At 66.4% G+C, this 21140-nt stretch carries 22 protein-coding genes; 18 read left to right on the top strand and 4 right to left on the bottom strand.

Annotation, left to right across the window (positions count from 1 at the left end; translation table 11 throughout):
* The first annotated feature begins 2 nt into the window (after positions 1-2).
* From JOD54_RS05670 to JOD54_RS05610, 13 genes are all read left to right on the top strand, one after another.
* Positions 3-221: a hypothetical protein gene (locus JOD54_RS05670; protein WP_204449521.1), complete on the top strand. Its 219-nt coding sequence runs from the start codon at positions 3-5 to the stop codon at positions 219-221.
* A gap of 160 nt (positions 222-381) precedes the next feature.
* Positions 382-996: a hypothetical protein gene (locus JOD54_RS05665; protein ID WP_204449520.1), complete on the top strand. Its 615-nt coding sequence runs from the start codon at positions 382-384 to the stop codon at positions 994-996.
* Between the two features lie 225 nt (positions 997-1221).
* Positions 1222-2019, top strand: a complete 798-nt coding sequence (locus JOD54_RS05660; RefSeq protein WP_204449519.1) for a hypothetical protein — start codon at positions 1222-1224, stop codon at positions 2017-2019.
* A 55-nt stretch (positions 2020-2074) separates the two neighbouring features.
* Complete coding sequence (locus JOD54_RS05655) at positions 2075-2761, top strand: recombination directionality factor (protein WP_204449518.1); 687 nt, start codon at positions 2075-2077, stop codon at positions 2759-2761.
* Positions 2762-2927: 166 nt separating this feature from the next.
* Positions 2928-3794, top strand: coding sequence for a DNA cytosine methyltransferase (locus tag JOD54_RS35935; protein WP_372440390.1), 867 nt, complete (start codon positions 2928-2930; stop codon positions 3792-3794).
* A 57-nt stretch (positions 3795-3851) separates the two neighbouring features.
* Positions 3852-6236, top strand: coding sequence for a phage/plasmid primase, P4 family (locus tag JOD54_RS05645; protein WP_204449516.1), 2385 nt, complete (start codon positions 3852-3854; stop codon positions 6234-6236).
* Positions 6237-6304: 68 nt separating this feature from the next.
* A complete protein-coding gene (locus JOD54_RS05640) occupies positions 6305-8179 on the top strand; it encodes a DNA polymerase (protein ID WP_204449515.1) in 1875 nt (624 codons plus the stop codon).
* A gap of 286 nt (positions 8180-8465) precedes the next feature.
* Positions 8466-8873, top strand: a complete 408-nt coding sequence (locus JOD54_RS05635) for an HNH endonuclease (protein WP_204449514.1) — start codon at positions 8466-8468, stop codon at positions 8871-8873.
* A 116-nt stretch (positions 8874-8989) separates the two neighbouring features.
* Entirely contained in the window at positions 8990-9325 is a 336-nt protein-coding gene (locus JOD54_RS05630) for an endonuclease VII domain-containing protein (protein ID WP_204449513.1), read from the top strand.
* Between the two features lie 6 nt (positions 9326-9331).
* The gene (locus tag JOD54_RS05625; RefSeq protein WP_204449512.1) at positions 9332-9712 is read left to right on the top strand and encodes a hypothetical protein; all 381 of its coding nucleotides are present in this window, start codon (positions 9332-9334) and stop codon (positions 9710-9712) included.
* Between the two features lie 370 nt (positions 9713-10082).
* Complete coding sequence (locus JOD54_RS05620) at positions 10083-10874, top strand: sigma factor-like helix-turn-helix DNA-binding protein (protein ID WP_204449511.1); 792 nt, start codon at positions 10083-10085, stop codon at positions 10872-10874.
* A 13-nt stretch (positions 10875-10887) separates the two neighbouring features.
* On the top strand, positions 10888-11388 hold the full coding sequence (locus JOD54_RS05615; RefSeq protein ID WP_204449510.1) for a hypothetical protein: 501 nt from the start codon (positions 10888-10890) through the stop codon (positions 11386-11388).
* A 283-nt stretch (positions 11389-11671) separates the two neighbouring features.
* On the top strand, positions 11672-12142 hold the full coding sequence (locus JOD54_RS05610; protein ID WP_204449509.1) for a histone-like nucleoid-structuring protein Lsr2: 471 nt from the start codon (positions 11672-11674) through the stop codon (positions 12140-12142).
* Between the two features lie 64 nt (positions 12143-12206).
* On the opposite strand, the gene JOD54_RS05605 is transcribed toward JOD54_RS05610, so the two are convergent.
* The 4 genes from JOD54_RS05605 to JOD54_RS05590 form a co-directional block, all read right to left on the bottom strand.
* On the bottom strand, positions 12207-12647 hold the full coding sequence (locus JOD54_RS05605; RefSeq protein ID WP_204449508.1) for an Imm1 family immunity protein: 441 nt from the start codon (positions 12645-12647) through the stop codon (positions 12207-12209).
* Positions 12644-13438 (bottom strand): DddA-like double-stranded DNA deaminase toxin, encoded by a 795-nt coding sequence (locus JOD54_RS35465; protein ID WP_204449507.1) that lies wholly within the window; start codon positions 13436-13438, stop codon positions 12644-12646. Before JOD54_RS35465 ends, JOD54_RS05605 begins: the two co-directional genes overlap by 4 nt.
* A 539-nt stretch (positions 13439-13977) precedes the next feature.
* Positions 13978-14289, bottom strand: a complete 312-nt coding sequence (locus JOD54_RS05595; protein WP_204449506.1) for a hypothetical protein — start codon at positions 14287-14289, stop codon at positions 13978-13980.
* A 371-nt stretch (positions 14290-14660) separates the two neighbouring features.
* Entirely contained in the window at positions 14661-14888 is a 228-nt protein-coding gene (locus JOD54_RS05590) for a hypothetical protein (protein ID WP_204449505.1), read from the bottom strand.
* A gap of 974 nt (positions 14889-15862) precedes the next feature.
* On the opposite strand from JOD54_RS05590, the gene JOD54_RS05585 reads away from it, so the two are divergent.
* The 5 genes from JOD54_RS05585 (at position 15863) to JOD54_RS05565 (ending at position 21067) form a co-directional block, all read left to right on the top strand.
* Positions 15863-16690, top strand: a complete 828-nt coding sequence (locus JOD54_RS05585) for a DUF5753 domain-containing protein (RefSeq protein ID WP_204449504.1) — start codon at positions 15863-15865, stop codon at positions 16688-16690.
* Positions 16620-16877 (top strand): DUF397 domain-containing protein, encoded by a 258-nt coding sequence (locus JOD54_RS05580; protein WP_204449503.1) that lies wholly within the window; start codon positions 16620-16622, stop codon positions 16875-16877. The genes JOD54_RS05585 and JOD54_RS05580 overlap by 71 nt, the downstream gene beginning before the upstream one ends.
* A gap of 106 nt (positions 16878-16983) precedes the next feature.
* Complete coding sequence (locus JOD54_RS05575; protein WP_204449502.1) at positions 16984-18798, top strand: NHL domain-containing thioredoxin family protein; 1815 nt, start codon at positions 16984-16986, stop codon at positions 18796-18798.
* Between the two features lie 70 nt (positions 18799-18868).
* Complete coding sequence (locus JOD54_RS05570) at positions 18869-19162, top strand: GroES family chaperonin (RefSeq protein WP_204456103.1); 294 nt, start codon at positions 18869-18871, stop codon at positions 19160-19162.
* Positions 19163-19177: 15 nt separating this feature from the next.
* Complete coding sequence (locus JOD54_RS05565) at positions 19178-21067, top strand: VanW family protein (protein WP_204449501.1); 1890 nt, start codon at positions 19178-19180, stop codon at positions 21065-21067.
* Positions 21068-21140 lie beyond the last annotated feature (73 nt).

Raw genomic sequence — 21140 nt, 5'->3', positions numbered from 1 at the left:
CTATGCGCGCGTTGCTCGAACGGTTCCCCGCTCTCACCCTGACTCTGATCGGTGTTATGGCCGCCGCTGCGGTGCGCTACGTGCCCGCGCTGGCGGGTGTCGACGTCGACGACCTGGCCGACTGGATCACGTACGCGATCGTCGTCGCCACCGGCGCCGAGATCCACCGTCGTGTCCGGCCTGTGTCGTCCGACGGCGACGACGGCCCGGACCGCGACTGACCGTCAACCGGGTGCCCGTCGATACCACGACAAGATCTTTGCGTGGTATCGACGGGCTCTGACCTGGGGATATCACCCAGGGCGTTACGAAGTCGAGGTCTCCGGAAAGCTCGTGCTGGTATCGTCACCATCGCAACGGAGTCGTCGAGGGGACGTGCGTGTGTCTACGGACAGTGGGCTGCAAACCGCGCGTGATCGCGCCGCGCGGGCCGGTCAAGCCTTGCTCGACGCAGACAACGCCGTGACACGTAAGGAGTTCGCGGCGGCACTTGTCGACCTCCGCGAGCAATATTCCATCGAGTCCGGGAAGAAAGACTACAACGGCCGGTCCACAGGGTATCGAACCACCCTTCAAGGGATCTACGAAGAAGTCGGATTCGACGAAAGCAACACGGCACTCATGAGCGGAGTGCGGTATCACATTACCAAGATGGTTCGGAACCGTCTTCGTGAAGGCCGCTCGGAACAGGAATACCTGGAGCAGTGCCGTCTATACGGCATCAAGCCGGAGAACCCCGATGTACTTCGCAAGACCGCGCAAGCTCGATTGCGCGCGGCAGCCGAGGGTGCTCTCACGTCGACACCGATCGGTCCGGTGGTGGCGGCCGAATCCACTCAGCACTTCGTGCTGACACTCGACGGCCTGGACGAACTCGATGGCGAGGAACTTCGTTGCCTGCGGACCGCCTTGGCGGACTTGATCGACCGTCTCCCGGAGGCACTGGCCCGCGTCGACGCCCGCTATGACGGACTGGCTGACCGCACCGCCCACTGAGGCCGTTCGCGGCACCCGTCACCGTGACGTATTGACCCGGTGTAGCTTGCCGGGTTCATGTCTGATTTGTCGCCCCCACACTGAGGGTCAGGTGCGTCCCAGCGGGCAGCCCTCATGGTCGTCACGCAAGGATCCTTGCGTGACTCGGGTCACGTTTGGCATAGCCCGGTCCCCCACGGGGGGAGTGCCCGGTGTCGACCACGACACCAACGAGGCAGGGGTGGCATGTCAGCACTCAGAACGATCCGACGCGCGGGTTCGCGGTACTACCTAGACCCCGAGACCCACGAACGCGTGCCGGGCGTGACGTCGATCATCGACATGCTTCCCAAGTCCGCCTTGACGTTCTGGTACGCCAAGATGGCTGCCGAGTCCGCAGTGGACAACGTCGGTGCCGTGGTCCAGTTGCTCGTCAACGGCCAGCGCGCCGCCGCCATCGACATGATCAAGGGCGCGGCCCGGCGCTACACCACTGAAGCGGCGTCGGTGGGCACGGAGGTACACGACCTGTTCGAGCGCATGGCGCGCGGTGAACAGGTCCCGCGGCTGCACCCCGACGTCCAACCCTACGCCGACCACATCCAGGACTTCCTGGACCGGTGTCAGCCTCGTTTCCTGCACATCGAGGACACCGTGTGGAGTGATTCCCACCTGTACGCGGGCAGCTTCGACTGGATCGCCGAGATCGGCGGCGACGTGGTCATGGGCGACACCAAGACGACGCGCTCCGGGGTCAAGAGCAGTGTCGCGCTGCAACTGGCCGCCTACCGGCACGCCGATCGCATCGTGACTCGTACCGGTGAGCACATCGGCGTTCCCGTCACCTCCCACGCGGCGGTCTTCCACGTCCGGCCGGAGGGGTGGCAACTGGTCCCCGTGAACGCCGACGGCGAGGTGTTCGACTACTTCCTTCACCTCCGCCGGATCTTCGCGTGGGAGAAGGAAGCCAGCGTGACCGCTGTCGGTCACCCCCTCATCGACACCCGCACCGAGAGCACTGGAAGCCAGCGCCGCGCCTCCTGACCCCGCCCGGCCGCTCGTCCCCGCGCGCCGACCCCACGACTGAAAGGACCCGCCCTTGCTGCGGATCTACGAGACCGACCCGGACGCCAAGCCGCGCCCCCGCGACAAGACGATGGACGACGTGGTCGGCCGATTCCGGGCCGGGATGATCGTTGGCAAGCTTCCGCAAGCGTTGTCGGAGTGGCGTGTGACCACCGACGACCCCGCGATTGCAGCCGAGATCGCCCAGCTCTACGGCGGCGAGCCCCGGGTGTGGGAGACCGACAAGAGCGACGACTTGGAGGTGATGACCGCGGCGAAGTCGGTTCGCGTCATCATCGACAAGCCGACCGACCTCACCGCACGGATGGTCCTCTACGGCATCACCGGTCCCATCCACGTCTGCGACGGCGTCTACCACGTCGACGGGCACCCGGAGTTGGACCAGGTCGGCCAGCCGTGCGGCTGCCAGCGGGCGCTGACCAAGCGCAAGGAGAAGGCGCGGGCGGGCGTCGGTCCCAAGCCCGACATCCGACTTCGCTTCCGCCTCGCGGACGCGCCGCACCTGGGCGTCTTCCTCTTCTCCACCGGCTCGTGGTCGCTGGTGGAAGACCTGGACGTCATCACCCGCGCCCTGCTCGCGGCCGACTGCGCCGTGACTGCGGATCTTGGGCTCCGGCTGGTCGAGTACACCACCAAGTCAGGCCGGGACGTGTCCTACCACCGCCCGGAGTTCACCCGGTTCGAGTCCCACACCGACTGAAACGCTGCCCTGCCGCCCCGGCGAGTGTCTGACCAGACACTCGCCGGGGCTTTTGTCGTCGACATAGGGGGATTGGTGACGTGAGGCTTCGCCATCTATTGGGTGCGTGCGCTGTATCGCTGACGGTCTGGGGGTTGATCGTCTATGCGGTGTGGCTGTGAGCGCGATGCGGATCGGGTCGTTGTGTTCGGGCTATGGCGGACTTGATCTCGCTGCGCTGGCAGTATTCGACGGAGACGTGTCATGGTTCTCTGACATTTCCGCGCCCGCCGTGATGGCCTATCTCCATCACTGGCCGAACACCCGGAACCTAGGCGATATCCGACACGTCGACTGGCGATCGGTCGACCCCGTGGACGTGTTGGTCGCGGGCTATCCGTGTCAGCCTTTCTCGCTCGCAGGGAAACGCAGGGGAGTTGATGATGAGCGCCACTTGTGGCCCGCTGTCGCTGAAGCCATTCGCGTTATTGGACCCCGGTTCGTCATCTTGGAGAACGTCTCAGGGCACCGATCGCAGGGGTTCGGCGATGTTCAGTCAGACCTGGCCGCGCTGGGGTTTGACGCTGCGTGGGGAAGCGTACGAGCTAGCGACGTCGGCGCTCCGCACACTCGGGATCGGCTGTTCGTGGTCGCCGTCGCCGCCACCGCGGTTGCCGACCCCACGGGCGTCGGAAGGTACGCGCGCCGGGTATCGAACTCCGGGAACTCGACGCCGCACGGCGGAGGGGCGAGCGAACCTGAGCGAGTTCGTGGTGAGCGTGTGGACTGGGGAAGGTGGTCTGACGCCATAGCGAGCTGGGAGCGCGGTGCCGCACGTTCTGCCCCGCCTCCTGTCGCGCCCAACGGTTTGGCAAATCCAGCTTTCCACGAATGGATGATGGGCCTCCCGAGCGGTTTCGTGACCGCAGTACCCGGGTTGAGCAGAGCCCAAGTAATTCAGCTTCTCGGCAATGGCGTGGTGCCACAGCAAGCCGAGACGGCTATCCGCGAGCTATTAGGCGTCTTGTCCGCTGCCCGGGGGCAGGCCGTGTGATTCCACGTTCCCCCGGTAAGGCGAGAATGGGGGAACAGCGTGCATATTGACCGACTGGTGGAACGGCTGGGCGGGACAACCGGGACCGCGGTTGCGGAGAAGGGCGGTCTCCTGGTTCCCTGCCCAGCCCACACCGACAGCAACCCGAGCCTGTTCATCAGCCTGACCGCCGACGGCCGCGCGCTGGTGTACTGCCGCGCGGGCTGCCCCACGAACCGCGTTCTCGACGTCGCCTTCCTCTCCGAGTCCGACCTGTTCGACGTCGAAGGCACACCCACGGCTCCCTCCGTGGCCTCCATCGAGTTGCCGCCGTCGGCGATCGCGGCGCTCGCTCAGTATGTGCGCGCGGCACAGGCGCGGTTCGACGACTCACCCAGCGCCGACTACGCGATGACGCGTTTCGGGGTGAACGCGGAGCTGGCCCACACGCTGCGCCTGGGCCATGACGACGGGTCGGTGAGCGTCGGTCCCGCGCAGGACTATCGAAGCCGCAGCTATCGCAGCTTTCCCCGGCTCGTGGTTCCAGCCCTGGACGCGGCCGGGATGCCGCGCGGCCTGCAAGGACGCGACCTCAGTGGACACTGTCCAGGGCGCTGGTTGAACCTGGCCAGCCCCGAGCAAGGCCGCTGGTCGGCCGTGGGGGTGTTCCGCACCCCCGACAGCTATCCGACCGTCGTCGTCAGCGAAGGACCAGGCGATGGACTGGCAGCCGCCGCGACCGGGTACACCGTCGTGTGGGTTCGCGGGGCCGGGGTTGCTCGATCACCGCAGACCGCCCGGGAAATTGCCAACATCGCCGACGGGGCCGACGTGATCATGGCCGGGGACAACGACAACGCGGGCGCGGAGTTCACGCGGGCGCTGGGAGCGAATCTCGCCGCGCTGAACATCACGGCACGGGTGCTACGCCTTCCGGACGGTGCCGACGACCTCACCGCCTGGCGGGAGGCTGACCCGGCGCGGTTCGTCGGCGCCTTCCACAAGGCTGTCGGTGACGCCGCTCCGTGGCAGGCTGGCGACAGAGCCGCAGGTGCCCGGCAAAGCCGTAAACGGCTGGGGCCGGTGCACGGGACTGATATCGACCACGCGCGCAGGGCTCTCGAAGTCGTCGGGCGCGACACGGTCCACATCGAAGGTGTCGGCTTCCTGTACTGGACCGGCCGCGTCTGGCAACCGATGGTGCCCTCACAAGAGCGCGCGATCGGCCACCGTGTCGCCGACGCGCTCTTCAACGAACTGGCGTCGCTACCGCGCGGTGACAAGAACGGCACCCGCGAGGAACGGCAGCAAGCGGAGGACTACGTCACCGCGTACCGCTCGGTCCGCCGTATGCACATGGACAACGGCACCCGCGCGGCGCTGGATAACCTACGCACTTTCACCACGAGCCAACTGGATGACTTCGACAGCCGTCACCACTTGCTGACCTTTCGCAATGGGACCGTCGACTTGCGGACCGGGAAACTTCGCGAACATCGGCGCGAAGACCGCCTAACCCGGTGGGTCGATCTGGACTACGACCCCGACGCGACGTGCCCGCGTTGGGACCGCTTTCTCACGGAGATCTTTCCCGGCGACGATGAGCTGCCCGACTTCATGGCACGCTTGATCGGCTATGGAATCACCGGCGAAAGTCAGGAACACATTTTTGGCCTGCTCTATGGGCATGGGAGCAACGGCAAGAGCGTCTTCACCAACACCTTGTCGCGGGTATTCGCCGGGATCACCGGACACATGAGCCAAGCCGCGATCGCCTACACCCGAAACTTCGACTCGGGAGCGCCCAATCCCGCGCTAGCGGCGTTACGCGGCGTTCGGCTGGGGATCTTGTCGGAACTGAGCGACGGACTGCGGCTGAACGAGCCTCTGATGAAGCAGATCACAGCAGGCGACCCGGTCACCGCTCGAGAGCTGTACCGCAACCAGTTCACCTTCACCCCGACAGCACTGCTGCTGATGGCCACCAACTTCAAGCCCGAGATCAAGGGGCAGGACGAAGGCGTATGGCGCCGAACCAGGCTGATCCCGTTCACTCGTGAGTTCGGGGCGGACAAGGACCCAGGTCTGCCCGCGCACTTGCTCACCGAGTCCCAGGGGATCGCCGCGTGGGCCGTGCGGGGTGCCACTGAGTGGTACCGGGGTGGGCTTCGCGAGCCGGAATCGGTGATGGCCGCGGTGCGCGAGTACCGACGCAGCGTGGACCTCTTGGACGGGTTCCTGCCCGGGGTGCTCGTCCGGGACGAGAGCGGCGAGATCACCTTGTCTGACGCGTTCAACGCCTTCCAGGACTGGGTGGAGAGCGAACAAGTCGAACAAGTCCGCCGCTGGGGGAAGATCCGTTTCCGCCAGCAGCTCGAAGGACGAAAGCTCCGGGTGACGCGGCGCAACAAAGGCGTGGTGATCCTGGGCGCTCGACGCGCCCGCCCCGACGAATCCGACTGAACAAGCGGCACAGGCCGAACCGGCAACAACACCGGTTCGGCCTGTTTGCCATGCGCACAAACCTGGGGGTGCCTGTGCGGCGTCAGCTCTACCGAGTCGCGAGTGAAGAGGTGACCGTCTGGATCACCGAAACCGATGACGACCTTACTGCGGTCTCGCGATGGGCGGCAGAACAGCACCACCGGCCGATCGCGTTCGACACCGAGACCACAGGGTTGGACGCGTTCGTTCCCGACTTCCGTCTCCGGACAGTCCAGTTCGGACACGAGACCACCGCGTACGTGATCCCCGTCGACACCGCATCAGTGCCTTCTGGCTACGGACGGCGGGCTCTACACGTCGCCTCCGGGATTCTGCGGACCCTTCCACACGTCGTCATCCACAACGCCACCTTCGATGCGTTGATCGCCGACCGGCACATGACCGGCGTCGAACTGTCCGACCTCTGGGCGAGGGTGACCGACACAGCCACACTCGCCCACCTGTGCGATCCGCGAGGCCCCGAGGACGGAGGCCCCGGACTGGGGCTCAAGTCGCTGTGTGCGCGCCGGGTGGACCCGCAGGCGCCCGACACCGCCGATGGCCTCAACGCCGAGTTCCGGCGACTCGGCTACACGGCCGACACGGGGTGGGCACGGATCCCCATCGACAACCCGACATACACCCTGTACGCCGGTCTCGACGTGATCTTGACGTCCCGGCTGTTCACCTCGCTCCACCGGGAGGTCACTGAACGCGGCTTTCAGCGCCTGAGCAGGTTCGAGCACGCGGTGTCGTTGGTGTGCGCGAAGATGGAATCGGCCGGTCTCCGAGTGGATCCGGAGTATCTGCGCTCTCTGCGGACACGGTTGGCGAGCGAGTCGGACCGCTGGTCGACCGCGGCGCGCGAGTTCGGGGTGACGTCGGTCAACTCACCGTCACAGGTCGCCTCCGCCCTGACCGGCATGGGCGAGGTGCTGACCGAGACCACCGAGAAAGGTGCCCTCAAGGTCGGGAAAGAGGTCCTGCTTCCACTGGCCGACCTTGACCGGACGTGGTCCAGGATCGGCGCGCGCGAACCCAACCCGTTGGCGCACGCCGTGTTGCGGGCCAAGCGCGCCAGCAAATGGCAAGCATCCTATGTGGACGCGATGCTGTCGCGTCGTGATGCCCACGACCGCATCCACCCCAAGATCGCGAGCCTGAAGGCACGCACGGCGAGGATGAGCATCAGCCGCCCGCCGTTCCAGCAACTCCCGTCGAGTGACTGGACGATCCGGCAGGCGGTGATCGCGGAAGACGGCGCGGTCGTGGGGGCGGTCGACTACGCGGCCGTGGAGATGCGCGTTCTCGCCGCGCTGTCGCAGGACGAGACGATGATGCAGGCGATCATCGAAGGTCAGGACCTTCACGACGTCACAGCGCGACTCCTCTACGGCACAGACTTCACCCCGTTCCACCGCAAGGTGGCGAAGAGCATCAACTTTGGAAAGGTCTACGGCGGCGGGGCCGTGTCGTTGGCACGCCAAACAGGTGCACCGCTCGCTGAGGTGACCGGCGCCGTTCGCCAGTACGACCAGCTCTACCGGGGAGTTCGTCGGTTCTCCCGCCGGTTGATCGAGCGAGCCGACTACGGCCGCCGTCAGGTCGTCACACCCTCCGGGCGGGTCATCCCTCTGGACCGACGGCGGACCTACGCCGCGGTGAACTACCTCATCCAGAGCGCAGCACGCGACGTACTGGCCCAGGCCCTGGTGGAGCTGGACGCCCAGGGCTTAACGGGCTACATGCGGTTGCCGATCCACGACGAAGTGCTGTTCACCGCCCCGCGCGAGGTCGCGGCGGAGGTCGGGCAACAGATCCAACGCACCATGCGCGTGGCCGACTTCCGGGGCGTGCCACTCGACACCGATCTACAGGTCGGGGGCACGTCCTGGGGATCGCTCTACGGCGCCCCCGCATGAGCGGAGACGAAGGGGAGGTGCCGGGTTGCAGTGCGTCCAATGTGGATCTCTGGAGCGGGTCCGGTCGGTAGTGGGAGAGCGGGGAAGGCGATTCTGGCTGTGCGGCAACCATTCGAGTGAGTTCTACAAACGACGTCGCCGTGCCGAGTGCGCCGCCACCCTTCAGAGCTACGGCGATCTCAGCTTGTTGATCGAGGCCAGTCGAGCACACCACGCCGCGTTACGCGCCGACACCCTCCACGGTTTACCCGAGTCGACCGCCGCACTCACGTGTGAGGTCGAAGCCGTGCTGAACGCCGCGAGTACGACAGCCGTGCGGTACTTCGTCGAGTTCGCCGCCCAGGCATGGCGCGTCTTCCCGAACTACCGCGATCGACAGCGCGCCCGCGGGCACAAGGCACGCGCATGCGACAACCAGGCGCACGCCCTGGTCGTCGACCTTCCGTGGCTGCGTCGCCTCTACCGCGACCGATGCCTGTACTGCGCAGGACGGAGCCAACACATCGACCACTTGTGGCCGCTTGCCGACCGCGGCGACGACGCACCGTGGAACGTCGTCCCGGCGTGCTCTCCCTGCAACCTGAGCAAGTCGGCAACGCCACTGCGAGTGTGGTTGCCGGGGCGGCTGTCGGCTCGAACCGCTGGGGAAGCGGAGGCCACGGCCGCCCTGTGGGCGGAACTGGCGGCGACATGAAGACATGCGTCAGGTGCGGTACCCCACGCGATCCCGCCGAGTTCCACAAGGACCCCAGTCGCCCGGACGGACGCCATCCCTACTGCGTCCCATGCCGCCGCGCCTATCGAGCCGCGTTGCGGGTCGATGCAGTTGCCCGTGGGCTGATCAACCGCGACCACGAGCGTGACAAGCGTTACCGATCGCGCTACGGCATCACCGCGGGCACCGTCGACCAACTCCGCGCGCGGCAGGGCTACCGGTGCGCCATCTGCGACCGCCACGAGTCCCAACTTCCGCGCGGTCTGGCGGTCGACCACGACCACGCCACCGGCTACGTGCGTGCCCTGCTTTGCCTGACCTGCAACACCGCGATCGGGCTGCTCGAGGAGAACGCGGACGTGCTCCGCGCCGCCATTCACTACCTGCTGCGAGCCGAGGAACTGGCCGCCAGCGTGCACAACGAAACGTGAGGCCCTATGACGACGTCCCTGCGCAGTGCCGCGTTCCCCGAGATCGCGACCCGGCTGCTCATCAGCGCAAAGCGCTTCGCCGGGTGGGCGCAGATCGCTCAAGCCGTGGCCGACCAGACCCCCCAGGCCGTTCCGGCGGTCGTGGTGACCGGGGTATCGCGGCCCGTGGAGGCTCACGTGCTGGCGCGCGCCGAACAGGACAGTTCCGCGCACCTGGAGAGTATGCGGGTCGCGGCGATCCAGGCCGCGCTTCATCTCCAGCTCGCCTTGCATCATGCCGTCGCCGCGGAGCGCGCCCACACGGGGCGGGACACCACGACCGTTGATCACGTAGCGGGGTCGCACGTGCACCGGCACCCGCAACCCAACCGATCTTGTGAGACATAGATCACCTGAAGAGCGGCCGTCTACTTGCCGGTAGGCACCGGCAGGTCTGGCGCGCGCTTCGCGTCGGGCGAGCGTGACCGGCCGCGATGGCGATCAACGATCGGATCGGAGCGTTACAACGACATATGTCTTTGCAGGTCATAGCGCTGTACCGGCGCGTCAACTACTCGACCCCACGCAAGGATCTTTGTGTAGCGTCGGGGGTCGGCGGAGGTCAGGGGGCGCCCCTGGCAGTCAAGGGGAGCTGGGGATGACAGATCAGGTCATGTGCACACGAACGATCACGTTCGGTGACAGTCTTCGGGGCGGGCTCAGCCGCCACCGCCCCGGCGCCTATCAGTCCGCCGCAATGCCCGCGATGCTCCGAGCCTTGAGTGGGAACGGTGTCGCGGTACACGCGTTCGCTGACGCGCGCGAGACAAACGCGTTGGTCGCCGCGGTCGAACGCGGTGAGCGCGCCGCCGAGACCGCGCTGTACCTGCGGGTGGCGGGCGAGCTGGACCGCGTCGCCGCCGGGGCCGTCGGCAGCTCCGCCTTCGACCGTGAAGACCTGCACCAGGAAGGCGCCGAACGGCTGATTCGGGACGCGCGGGCCGGAGTCATCCGCAACGGCGACGGGGGCACCGTCGGGACCTACATCGGACGGGTGATCGCGCGTCACCTCCTCAACGTGGCCAGCACGCAACGGCCCGGCCGCCCCACCGATACCGGTCGGATGGCCCAGAAGTTGCGCGAAGCGCTGCGCAACACCGCCGACTCGGACGGGGAGTACGACGTCATGGCGGCAGTGACCTACGCCCAGCAGCGGTTCGCTTGGCGCCTGGAGACCTTCTGGGCAGTGCACCGGAGCATGTTCGCCCCCACAGAGACGTGGGAGTCGGCGGCCGGGGACCGCCACAGCCTCGCCGACACGATGTCCGATCCGGGTGGTCCCGACGACTTGGCGCGAGTGGAGATCATCGCGACAGCGCGCGCTCTGCTCGAGTCGACGCACCTGAGCCGCCGTGAACGCGAAGTCCTGGGGTGCCTGTTCGGCTTCAGCGGTCCCGCTCTCTCGGAGGTCGAGACAGGTCGCGTGCTGGGTATCGCCCAGTCCACAGTGTCCAAGACGAAGACGAAGGCACTCCAGACGCTCCGCGCCCTGTCCGGCCTCACGGATTGACCAGGACCCGACAATGCACGTTTTCCGGTGCGCTGAGGAACCCAACGACCACATCGGCGTGGCAGTACACCCCAACCGGGTCTTGGTGGTCCTCCGCGAGACCGACGGCAGCGCGAGCACCGTCGAACTGCTGCTGACCACCAACCAGGCTCGAGCGCTCGCCGACGCCTGCACGCAGGCACTCCACCAGCGACGACACCGACGCGTCGGCCCGATTCACGTCGGCCCCTCCGTCGACGACGATCGCGTCCTGCTGACGGCCGACCGCGGCGACCAGTGGCGTTCTGTCGTACTCGACACCGACGACACCCACGCCTTCGCGGCGGTATTGGCGACCGTCGCCGCAGACGTCGAAGCCCAACCATCCGACCCCGACCGGGCTAGTCCACCAACGACACCCCAGCCCGGTTCACGCGCCATGGCCCTGTTGCTGGCCCTGGAGATCGTTGGCCGCGATGCCGACTGCTCCCGTGTGATGACCGCCGCACGGTGGATCGCCGGAGAGGTGGACTGACCGGAAGTTACAACCCCCCGATGTGAGCCGAACAGAATCCCGTACCGCATACGAACATGGAGTGGTCCGGGATGGTCTCCGCGCGTCCGCGAACCACGCTTTCCTTTCATTACAGTAAAAGCACGCGTTCCGGAACGAAGCTTGACGATGTTTGACGAGTCACGGCACGGGATACCGCTTGTGCTGTGGGCGTTCTCCCTGCGAGTGTGTCCCACTTGATCACGGCGACGGAAACGCTAGCCTGATCACCTGTCCTGTTTTTCGACACTGGGGAGAAGAAGGCATGGCTCAGCGAGTCATCCAAGAACTGGTCGACGACCTTGATGGAGGCCAGGCAAACGAGACGGTCCGCTTCGCCTTGGACGGTGTGAGCTACGAGATCGACCTGTCCCAAGACAACGCCGACGGTCTCCGCACAGAGCTGGAGCGGTACGTCTCCGCCGGTCGCCGCACGGGCGGACGAAGGGCCACCGTGGCCGCGCGCGTCGGCGGCGCTCCCGCCCGCGTCGATCGTGAACAGCTCCGGGCCATCCGCGAGTGGGCACGTACGAACGGTTTGGAGGTCTCCGACCGGGGTCGGCTGCCCCGCTCGGTGGTCCAGAAGTTCGAGGAACACCACGCCACGCCCCCGGCGGAAGAGCCCGTCGCCCGCAAGCCCAGGGGTCGGGCCGCTGCTGAGCGGAAGGTGACAACCGCGCCCACGTTCAGCGCGAGCCAGTCCACATCACGGCGACGCAAGTCCGCCACGGCATGAGTACAGAGCCCCCCGGCGCATCGTCATGCCGGGGGGCTCTAGCCATGTCCGCACCAGGATCGGTCTAGCTGAACAACGACCTCAGCGATGCACCGGCCTTCCACTCCACACACGTCGGTCGTTCACCGGTGTCCAGGTACTCGACTACCGCGGCCAGCACCAGTTCAACCGGGAGTTCGGCGTGCGGCCGGACGTTCGTCGAGTGCAACCCCGCCACGAAGTACTCCACCCACTCGTCGTTGGTCCCGAGCACCGGAACAAGCACTTCGCGACCGTCGTGCCACTGGAGGAAGCCGACGGCGTTGTTCACGCCGAACGCCAGCGTCGGCCCCTCTTCCTCATCCTCCGCATCGGGGTTCGGCCGGGTCTCACCGAGTTCCCAGCTCCACCCGACATTCACTCCACCCGCGTTGAGCCCCATCACCTCTCCGACCACGTCGACGTCGTCGGAGAGTTCGTCCCGCGCGATGAAGCCGGTATGGGTGATGGGCGTCTGGTCGGTCACCACTTCGCCTTCCCGTGGTACGTGTGCTTGAACGGATCACCGTTCCGGTCAGTCCCCAGCACCGTGAGCGTACGACCCTCCGGCAGGCACCGGGGGATCGACGTATGGCAGCCCGGAAGGTCCCCGACTTCCGACCCACACGGCGCGTGATTGATGATCACCTGGCCGTGGCGGGAACCGCTGGCAACCATCATGACGATCACCTTCATCTCCACGTGATGGGCCAAGCCAGCCGCCCGCCGGGGATCCAACTCCTCCATCCGCGACAGCGACTCTTCAGCCCACGGATCGGACCGGGTCGCGGTGATCTCGCCGGTCTGCTTTCCATCGAGCTGCACCCAGCCGCTGATGGGCATCCCCGAACCCCGGATCACCCGACGCTGAAGCATGTCATGGTAGGGATTCGCTTCCTCGGGGTAGCGATCACCGTGCTGGTTCTCCACCTCAGGCCGTTTCTGACCGCGATCCGGCGCGGGCGGCTTTGCCGGAGCAGGCGGTACGGACGCTGATCCGCTGGTCGATGCTGAGCCGGGCCGTCGAGAGTGGTGGGCGATCGCTTGGTCCAACTGCTCGACGACCTGAACCAGCGCATCCCGCAGATCGTCGAGCTTCGCCCGCACCCCAGCGATCGCCGCGGCGATCTCCTGCTGCCCGAACGCACCACCCAGGAGACCGTGCACCTCCGCTTCGACCTCACCGACCTTCAGCTCAACCCCGCGCGTCCAACCCCGATGCGCGACCAGAACGTTACGCACCTGACGTAATCGCCGAACCTCATCCGAGATCGCCACTTCAGAAACCTACCGCATTCCTTCGATTCGATGATCACTTTCGCCGCTTCTTGGATCGACAATCCCCCGACTTGCTTCTCCTGTTGGATGGCGGGGCCAGAGCAAGACACTTGATCGTTCGGAGGTGAGCCCGCATCCACTGGGGAAGAGTCTGGGAGTGTGCCCGCAGATAGGAGAACTGGCGATTGTCCAGGAAACCATAGTACGAACCGATGGCCCACAACCCCGCAGTGCGGGCCTGTCGGAAGTGGTTATCGACACAAACGCCAGCGACAACTAGCGACTCGCGAAGGTCATCGAATCGACCCGGGCTCAATCCATCTTCACCATGGTCAATCTCTATACGGAACATCGCCCATGCCAAGGTCTCCGCAACCGACATTCCCGCAGATAGGCCGTCGTTGGCGAACGCGGTCGCCATCGCAACAACAGGCTTGTGGTCGCCCGTTTGTTGTGCCTTCTCTACGGCCAAGTAGAGGGTCCGGGTCCGCGATTTTAGGTTAGCGGCCATCTTCTATGCCTACCGTCAGAGTCTTTCACTACTTGGGGTAAACGCCTTCAGTTCTCAAGTGCTCGCGCACCGTCAGATACGGCAGCCCTGTCATCCTGTGGATCTCACTCACGGAGAAGCCCATCTCATAGCGGCTGCTCAACGCCTGTGCGAGACCGGCGCCTAAGCCAAGAAAATGCGGCCACGCCGGATACTCGATATCGGCTTCTTCAAGCAGTAGGCGCAGCGCGTGTGGGCGCATTTCAAGCTTGTCGGCAAGTCTGGGAATAGTGAGCGTCAGAGCACTCCTGATAAACTCCAGCGCCACAGCTTCCAGATAGAATGGGCGGTGTCTCGTCATAGCGTCTCGCGTAAAGTCGTGAACCGAAAGAAATCGCGTCATCGCATACTACATCTCTAGTAGAACGATAGTTGGCACAGATGGGTCATGCTTCATTCCTGCCGGGACCAAGGTCGCTCGATACTGGGACGGCCGGAAACAACGATCCGATTGCCGATTGGCAGCACTCAGGGCACAGCACTCGCCCTTCACTCGGCGGGCGATAGCGATAGCGCACATCGAACGGCAGTCCGCACAGTGCCAAGTTTGAGCCAACTGCCGCGAGGTGGACGCGACCCCGGTAGCGTTCTGTCGGATTCGTTATTCCCCAATCGAACCCTGTTGATACCATCGCCCACTCCCCATCGTCCGCCCTGATGCGCTTCCTGCTGCTATTTCTCCTTCAATTCCTGCTCTGTGCGTCCTGAAAGTTGCGCGCTCGCTTTGTCGAGCATCGCCGACAAGGCTTGTATCCCCTCTAGGTCGATGCAGAGCCGAACCTGTGTCGGCGCAGAGTCGATTACGATCGCCGCGTGGTCAATGTCGACTTCGACCCGCATTTCCGTCTTTGCGGGTACTGTGATCCAGACGTCCAGGTTGACATGCCGACCGTTGTACATCGTCTTCCCCCGGGTTGAGTCGCCTTGTAGAAATCCCCCGACGTTACGGCTGCCTTAGCAGTCGATCTATTGCAGGCACATCGCGATTTCGGACCCAACGGATGTGCGGTGGAGGTTCTTTCGTGTTGCCAATCCTGATACGGAGCGCCAATCCGTCCGGCACTCCACACTCTAAGGGCACCTCATGGATTGGAGAATCCTCGGTTTCCTCAAGGGTGGTCGGCTCTTCCTCGCCAAGGACCAGGCGAAGTGACCTGTTGCTGTCGTCGGTTGCTTTGAACATCCACTGGAGCCACGGCGGCCGTAAAGGGTCTGCTTCAGTGCCATCTGCGCTGCGATAGACCATCCGATAGCAGACGCCGTCCAGTGGACTACGGAGGATCGCCACGTCTGCGAGACCGATCGGCCACCACTTTACGATCGCGACTAGCCGGTGATACTCATGGCTGTCGCCAAGAAAATAGAACGTCCTACCTGATCGCCACAGTAGCCGCGTTAGGTACTGCCGTTCGCTATCCATATCGCGACCGTCGGCGTACGGAGTATCAAGGTCGATCGTCACGGGAGCCCCTGTCGGCGGGGCGGTCCGTACGGGACAGGCGTGCCATGACACAGACTCCGACCACGAGCGCCGCAGTAGCCATCACTCCCAAAGCTGGCAGGACGGTAGTCACGGCCCCGCCCTGTAGGTCCGCGGTTGCAGTTCGCGCGTCGCCATCGCTCAACCTCCGTTGCAGGTGGACGCCAGCAACGTGGACGGTCGGGTCCGCCCACGCCGCTGGCAGCTCGTGGTCAACACGGTCCCGATCCCCTGGTCAAGGCCGTAGGCGATGGACGTTTTGTTGACATCATGGAGACTACGTCAGCGACGCAAAGCGAGACGCGTCCAAATGGGTGACATTGCGTCGCACATTGCGACGCAACATCAACAGTGCGACCGAACGCACCTCCATGGATGGGGCAGAATCTTGGGTGTGACGAGTGCCGATCTTGATCCACTGCTGCTGCGGACGATCTACGGCAAGCGTGTGCGTGCGTACCGACAAGCCGCCGGACTTGACCTGGACGCGGCGGCGCAAGGCACCGGCATCAACTACGACAAGCTGAGCAAGATCGAGAACGGCGTCTTGTCGGCCGATCAGAGCGACACCGAAGCCCAGATCGCCACCTACGGCATCGCCCCTGCGGAGGCCAGTGACCTCCGGACGCTGGGCGAGTCTGCCCGCCAGAAGGCAGGGCCGACGGGATCGGCTGGGCGAGCACGCCGGTTCCTGGTGATCGAACAAGCGGCAGATGAAACCCGCCTCGTCTATCCATACGTTCCTGGCTTGTTTCAGACGGCGGAGTACGCCCTTGTCCAGTTGCGCCGCGCCCCCACGGTTGCGGGTGCCGACGCCGAATCTTTCGCACTCCAACGACAAGCGAGGGGAGACAGGCTTGTCCACCGCACTGGAAGTCAGGTGTGGGCGATCATTGGCGAGGAAGCGACCATTCGCATAAATGGCTCGCCGGACGTAATGAAGCGGCAACTCGAACGGTTGTTGATGTTCTCGCAGCTCAACCACGTGAGCATCCGCATCCACCCGTTGACAGCCGGAGACTCGCCCGGCTTGAGCAACCCCTTCACCCTGCTCTGGGTAGCAGCGGCAGATTTCAAGGCTGCGTACACCGAGAACATCAGCGGCACAGCCTGGAACAAGAAGACCGGCGCGTTCACCGCCTCCTTCGAGGATGCACAGGAATGGGCGCTGTCGGAGACAGACACCCAGACGCTACTGGAGAGAAGAATTGAAGACCTCTAACCTGCACACCGGTACATGGCGGAAGTCCTCGCGCTCTGGGGGGAACCAACAGTGCGTCGAAGTCGCGTGCACCAGCGCCACTGAACGGGCGGTGCGGGACAGCAAGGCGCCCAGGCAAGGCACTCTGTCTTTCACAGGCTCCGCATGGAGCGCGTTCATGAGCGGGGTCCCTGCGCACAACTCGTGAGCAGGACCGTCCTAGGTCCCCCGCGGCTACCACGGGGGACCTAGGTGTCTCTGCCCACATCCTGGGCCAGCGAACGCCAGCAACCGGGACCCTGTTGACTCTCCCTGTGACCCCAGTGCAACCCCGTCGCCTGTCCCGTGCCCCCGAACTGGTCGGCCGCGGCTGGCTGAACACCGGCGGCAAGTCGTACCAGCTCAGCGACTTCCGGGGCCGGATCGTACTTTTGGATTTCTTCACCTTCTGCTGCATCAACTGCCTGCACGTCCTCGACGAGCTCCGCCCCGTCGAGGAGGAGTTCAAGGACGTCCTGGTCACCGTGGGGGTGCATTCGCCGAAGTTCGTGCACGAGGCGGATGAGCAGGCGTTGAGGGCGGCGGTTGAGCGGTACGAGGTGCACCACCCGGTGCTCGACGACCCGGGGTTGACGACGTGGCAGGCGTACGCGGTGCGGGCGTGGCCGACGTTGGTGTTGGTGGATCCTGAGGGGTATGTGGTGCACGTCGCCGCTGGTGAGGGGCATGCGGAGGCGTTGCGGCGGGTGATCGCCGAGGTGGTGGCCGAGCACGACGCGAAGGGGACGCTGCACCGGGGGGATGGGCCGTACGTCCCGCCGCCGCCCGCGGCGACCGAGTTGCGGTTCCCGGCCAAGGCCACGGCGACCGGCCGAGGCACTGTCCTCGTCGCCGACACCGCGCACCACCGGGTCGTCGAGCTCAAGGACGACGCCGTCGTCGCCACCTACGGCACCGGCGCCAGGGGCAGGCAGGACGGGGTCGAGGCGACCTTCTCCGAGCCGTCCGCCGTGGCCGTGCTGCCCGACCACGTGGACGTCGGCTACCACCTGGTCGTCGCCGACACGGTCAACCACCTGCTGCGCGGCGTCAACACCGACACCGGCGAGGTCACCACCATCGCGGGCACCGGCCTGCAGTGGCGCAACGGTCCCACCGACGGGCCCGGCACCGAGATCGACCTGACCAGCCCGTGGGACCTCGTGTGGTGGGAACCCGCCGGTGGTCTGGTCATCGCGATGGCGGGCAACCACACCCTCGGCCTGTTCGACCCCCGCACCGGTCTCGTCAGCCGCTTCGCGGGCACCACCGTCGAGGGCCTGCACGACGGCCCGGCCGATCAGGCCTTCTTCGCGCAGACCTCAGGGCTCGCTGTCGACGGCGACCGGCTGTGGCTGGTCGACTCCGAGACTTCCGCGCTGCGCTGGATCGACGCCGACCGCACGGTCCACACCGCGATCGGCAAGGGCCTGTTCGACTTCGGCCACCGCGACGGCCCGGCGGAGCAGGCCCTGCTGCAGCACCCGCTCGGCGTGACCGTCCTGGCCGACCACTCCGTTGCCATCGCCGACACCTACAACGGCGCCATCCGCCGCTACGACCCGGCGACCGGTGAGGTCAGCACCCTGGCCACCGGCCTCGCCGAGCCCTCCGGCGCCGTCCTGCTCGACGGCGACCTGGTCGTCGTCGAGTCCGCAGCGCACCGCCTCTCCCGCCCCGTCGCCAAGGCCCACCTGGTCGACGGCGACGCGCACCAGGTCCGCAGGCCGCCGACCGACATCGCCGCCGGTGTGCTCGACCTCGTCGTCGTGTTCACGCCGCCGCCGGGGCAGAAGCTCGACGAGCGCTACGGCCCGTCGACCCGGCTGGAGATCACCTCGTCGCCGCCGGGATTGCTCGCCGAGGGTGCCGGGGTGAGCACGGAGCTCAGCCGCAAGGTGACCGTCGCCGCCGGTGTGACCGAGGGCGTGCTGCACGTCGTGGCGCAGGCGGCCAGTTGCGACGACGACGGCACCGAGCACGCCGCGTGCCACTTGACCAGGCAGGACTGGGGGGTGCCCGTCCGGGTCCTGGACACCGGTGCGCACCGGCTCGCACTGGTCATGGGTGGCCTCGACGACCAGCACTGACCACGTCGGAAGCCCACCCCGCGCAGGCGGTTACCATTCCTCGGTGCCGGAACTGAAGCTCGAGATCCAGATGCTGCACGACCGGGTCCTCGTGCGGCTGACCCCCGAGGAGGGGGAGCGGCGCAGCACCGGCGGCATCGTCATCCCGGCCACCGCGCAGGTCGCCAAGCGGCTCGCCTGGGGGGACGTGCTCGGGGTGGGCACGAGCGCACGCACGGTGAAGGTGGGCGACCGGGTGTTGTTCAACCCCGAGGACCAGTTCGAAGTCGAGGTCCACGGGCAGGCGTACATGGTGATGCGCGAGCGGGACGTGCACGCCATCGCCAGCGAGCGCACCGAACACGGGACCGGGTTGTACCTCTGAGGGGAAAGGTGAGCCGTGCCGGAGGACCAGGACTGGCCGGGCGGGGCTAGATGGCCGGAGTCGCACACCGAGCAGACCGATCTGCTGCCCCGGGTGCCCGCTGTGGTGGCGCAGCCGCCGCCGGTCGGGTCGCCGCTGGACGGGCCGACCGAGAAGCTCACCCTGTCCCAGGGGGAACCGCAGGAGCCGGGTAAGCCCGGCTGGCGCAAGCCCGCGATCATCGCCGGTGCCGTGCTGGGTGCGCTCGCCGTGCTCTACGGCGTCGACCTGGCTGTCAGCAGCGGCGACGTGCCGCGCGGGACGACCGTGGCCGGGGTGGACGTCGGCGGGATGTCGCAGGTCGAGGCCGAGCGGGAGCTGCGGGAGAAGATCGAGCCGCGGCTGACCCAGCCGGTGGCGGTCAAGATCGGCGTGGTCGAGGAGAAGGTCGACCCGACCAAGGCCGGGCTGACGCTGAACTGGGGCGCGACCCTGGAGCAGGCGGGCGACCAGCCGCTCAACCCGTTCACCCGGCTGTCGTCGCTGTTCGGCGGCACTCGCGAGGTCGGCGTGGTCACCGCGACCAACGAGAGCGCGCTCGCCTCCGAGATCGACCGGCTCAAGGCCGCGGGCGCGCGCCCGCCGGTCGAGGGCGCCATCCGGTTCGACGGCGCTACCCCGGCAGGCGTTGAGCCGGTCCCGGGCCAGGAATTGGACGGCGGCAAGGCGCGCACGATCATCGTGGCGGGCTGGGTCGGCGGGACCGCGCTGGAACTGCCGGTCACCAGCACGCCGGTGAAGACCACGTCCGACGGGGTGCGGACCGCGCTCGACCTGGCGAAGGTCGCCGTGTCCGGTCCGGTGACGGTCAAGGGCGACGGCAAGGACGCCAAGATCGAGCCCGCCGTCATCGCGACCGCGCTGGCGTTCGAGCCGGTCGACGGTGGCGGGCTGGCCCCGAAGCTGGACCTGGTGAAGATCACCGACGCGGTGAAGCCGCAACTGGCCTCCACGGAGAAGGAGGGCAAGGACGCGCAGGTCGTGTTCGAGGGCGGCGCGCCAGCGGTCACCCCCTCGGTCGACGGCACCGGGGTCAAGTACGACACCGCGTTCGCGACCCTGCTCGACGTGCTCAAGAAGCCCGACGGCCGCGAGATCAAGGTCGAGTACACCAAGACCCCGGCGAAGGTGACCACCGAGCAGGCCAACCAGCTCGGCATCAAGGAGGTCATCGGCGAGTTCACCACCAAGGGCTTCGCCACCGACTCCGGCATCAACATCCGCACGGTCGCCACGAAGGTCAACGGCGCCATCGTCAAGCCGGGCGAGACCTTCAGCCTCAACGGCTACACCGGCCCGCGCACCGCGGCGCAGGGCTACGTCGAGGCGGGCGTGATCAAGGACGGCGCCCCCGGCCGCGAGGTCGGCGGCGGCATCTCCCAGTTCGCGACCACGCTGTACAACGCGTCGTACTTCTCGGGCCTCAAGGACGCCGGGCACAAGGAGCACAGCTACTACATCAGCCGCTACCCGGCCGCCCGCGAGGCCACCGTCTTCCAGAACCACGACGGCAGCAGCGTCATCGACCTCAAGTTCACCAACGACGCGCAGACCGGCATCGCCATCCAGACGATCTGGACGCCGTCGTCGATCACGGTGAAGATCTGGGGCACCAAGCGCTACACGGTCGAGTCGGTCACCGGCGGCCGCTCCGCGGAGACCCCGCCGCAGGAGAAGCCCGGCCCGACCACCGGCAAGTGCTCACCGAGCAACGGCGCCCCCGGCTTCACCACCTCCGACACCCGCATCCTGCGCGACGCGGGAACCGGCGCCGAAGTCCGCCGCGACACCCGCACGGTCAGGTACAACCCCCAACCCAAGATCGTCTGCGCCCCGGCCCCGGTGGTCCCACCACCCGCGGGCTGAGCCCCGTGCCGGCCCGGTGACCTGGTGGTCACCGGGCCTTTCACGTTTGACCCACACGATCAGGTGACACGTC

Source organism: Actinokineospora baliensis (assembly GCF_016907695.1).
Classification (GTDB): Bacteria; Actinomycetota; Actinomycetes; order Mycobacteriales; family Pseudonocardiaceae; genus Actinokineospora; species Actinokineospora baliensis.
Note: the sequence above shows the minus strand (reverse complement) of the source record. Positions and strands in the feature narration are given on the sequence as shown.

What these genes read in the sequence shown, in the direction of transcription:
- JOD54_RS35935 (WP_372440390.1), top strand. Translation starts at nt 2,928, where the DNA reads ATGCGGATCGGGTCGTTGTGTTCGGGCTATGGCGGACTTGATCTCGCT.
- JOD54_RS05615 (WP_204449510.1), top strand. Translation starts at nt 10,888, where the DNA reads ATGCACGTTTTCCGGTGCGCTGAGGAACCCAACGACCACATCGGCGTG.
- JOD54_RS05610 (WP_204449509.1), top strand. Translation starts at nt 11,672, where the DNA reads ATGGCTCAGCGAGTCATCCAAGAACTGGTCGACGACCTTGATGGAGGC.
- JOD54_RS05570 (WP_204456103.1), top strand. Translation starts at nt 18,869, where the DNA reads ATGCTGCACGACCGGGTCCTCGTGCGGCTGACCCCCGAGGAGGGGGAG.
- JOD54_RS05590 (WP_204449505.1), bottom strand. Translation starts at nt 14,888, where the DNA reads ATGTACAACGGTCGGCATGTCAACCTGGACGTCTGGATCACAGTACCC.
- JOD54_RS05580 (WP_204449503.1), top strand. Translation starts at nt 16,620, where the DNA reads ATGCACAGGAATGGGCGCTGTCGGAGACAGACACCCAGACGCTACTGG.
- JOD54_RS05625 (WP_204449512.1), top strand. Translation starts at nt 9,332, where the DNA reads ATGACGACGTCCCTGCGCAGTGCCGCGTTCCCCGAGATCGCGACCCGG.
- JOD54_RS05595 (WP_204449506.1), bottom strand. Translation starts at nt 14,289, where the DNA reads ATGACGAGACACCGCCCATTCTATCTGGAAGCTGTGGCGCTGGAGTTT.
- JOD54_RS05670 (WP_204449521.1), top strand. Translation starts at nt 3, where the DNA reads ATGCGCGCGTTGCTCGAACGGTTCCCCGCTCTCACCCTGACTCTGATC.
- JOD54_RS05660 (WP_204449519.1), top strand. Translation starts at nt 1,222, where the DNA reads ATGTCAGCACTCAGAACGATCCGACGCGCGGGTTCGCGGTACTACCTA.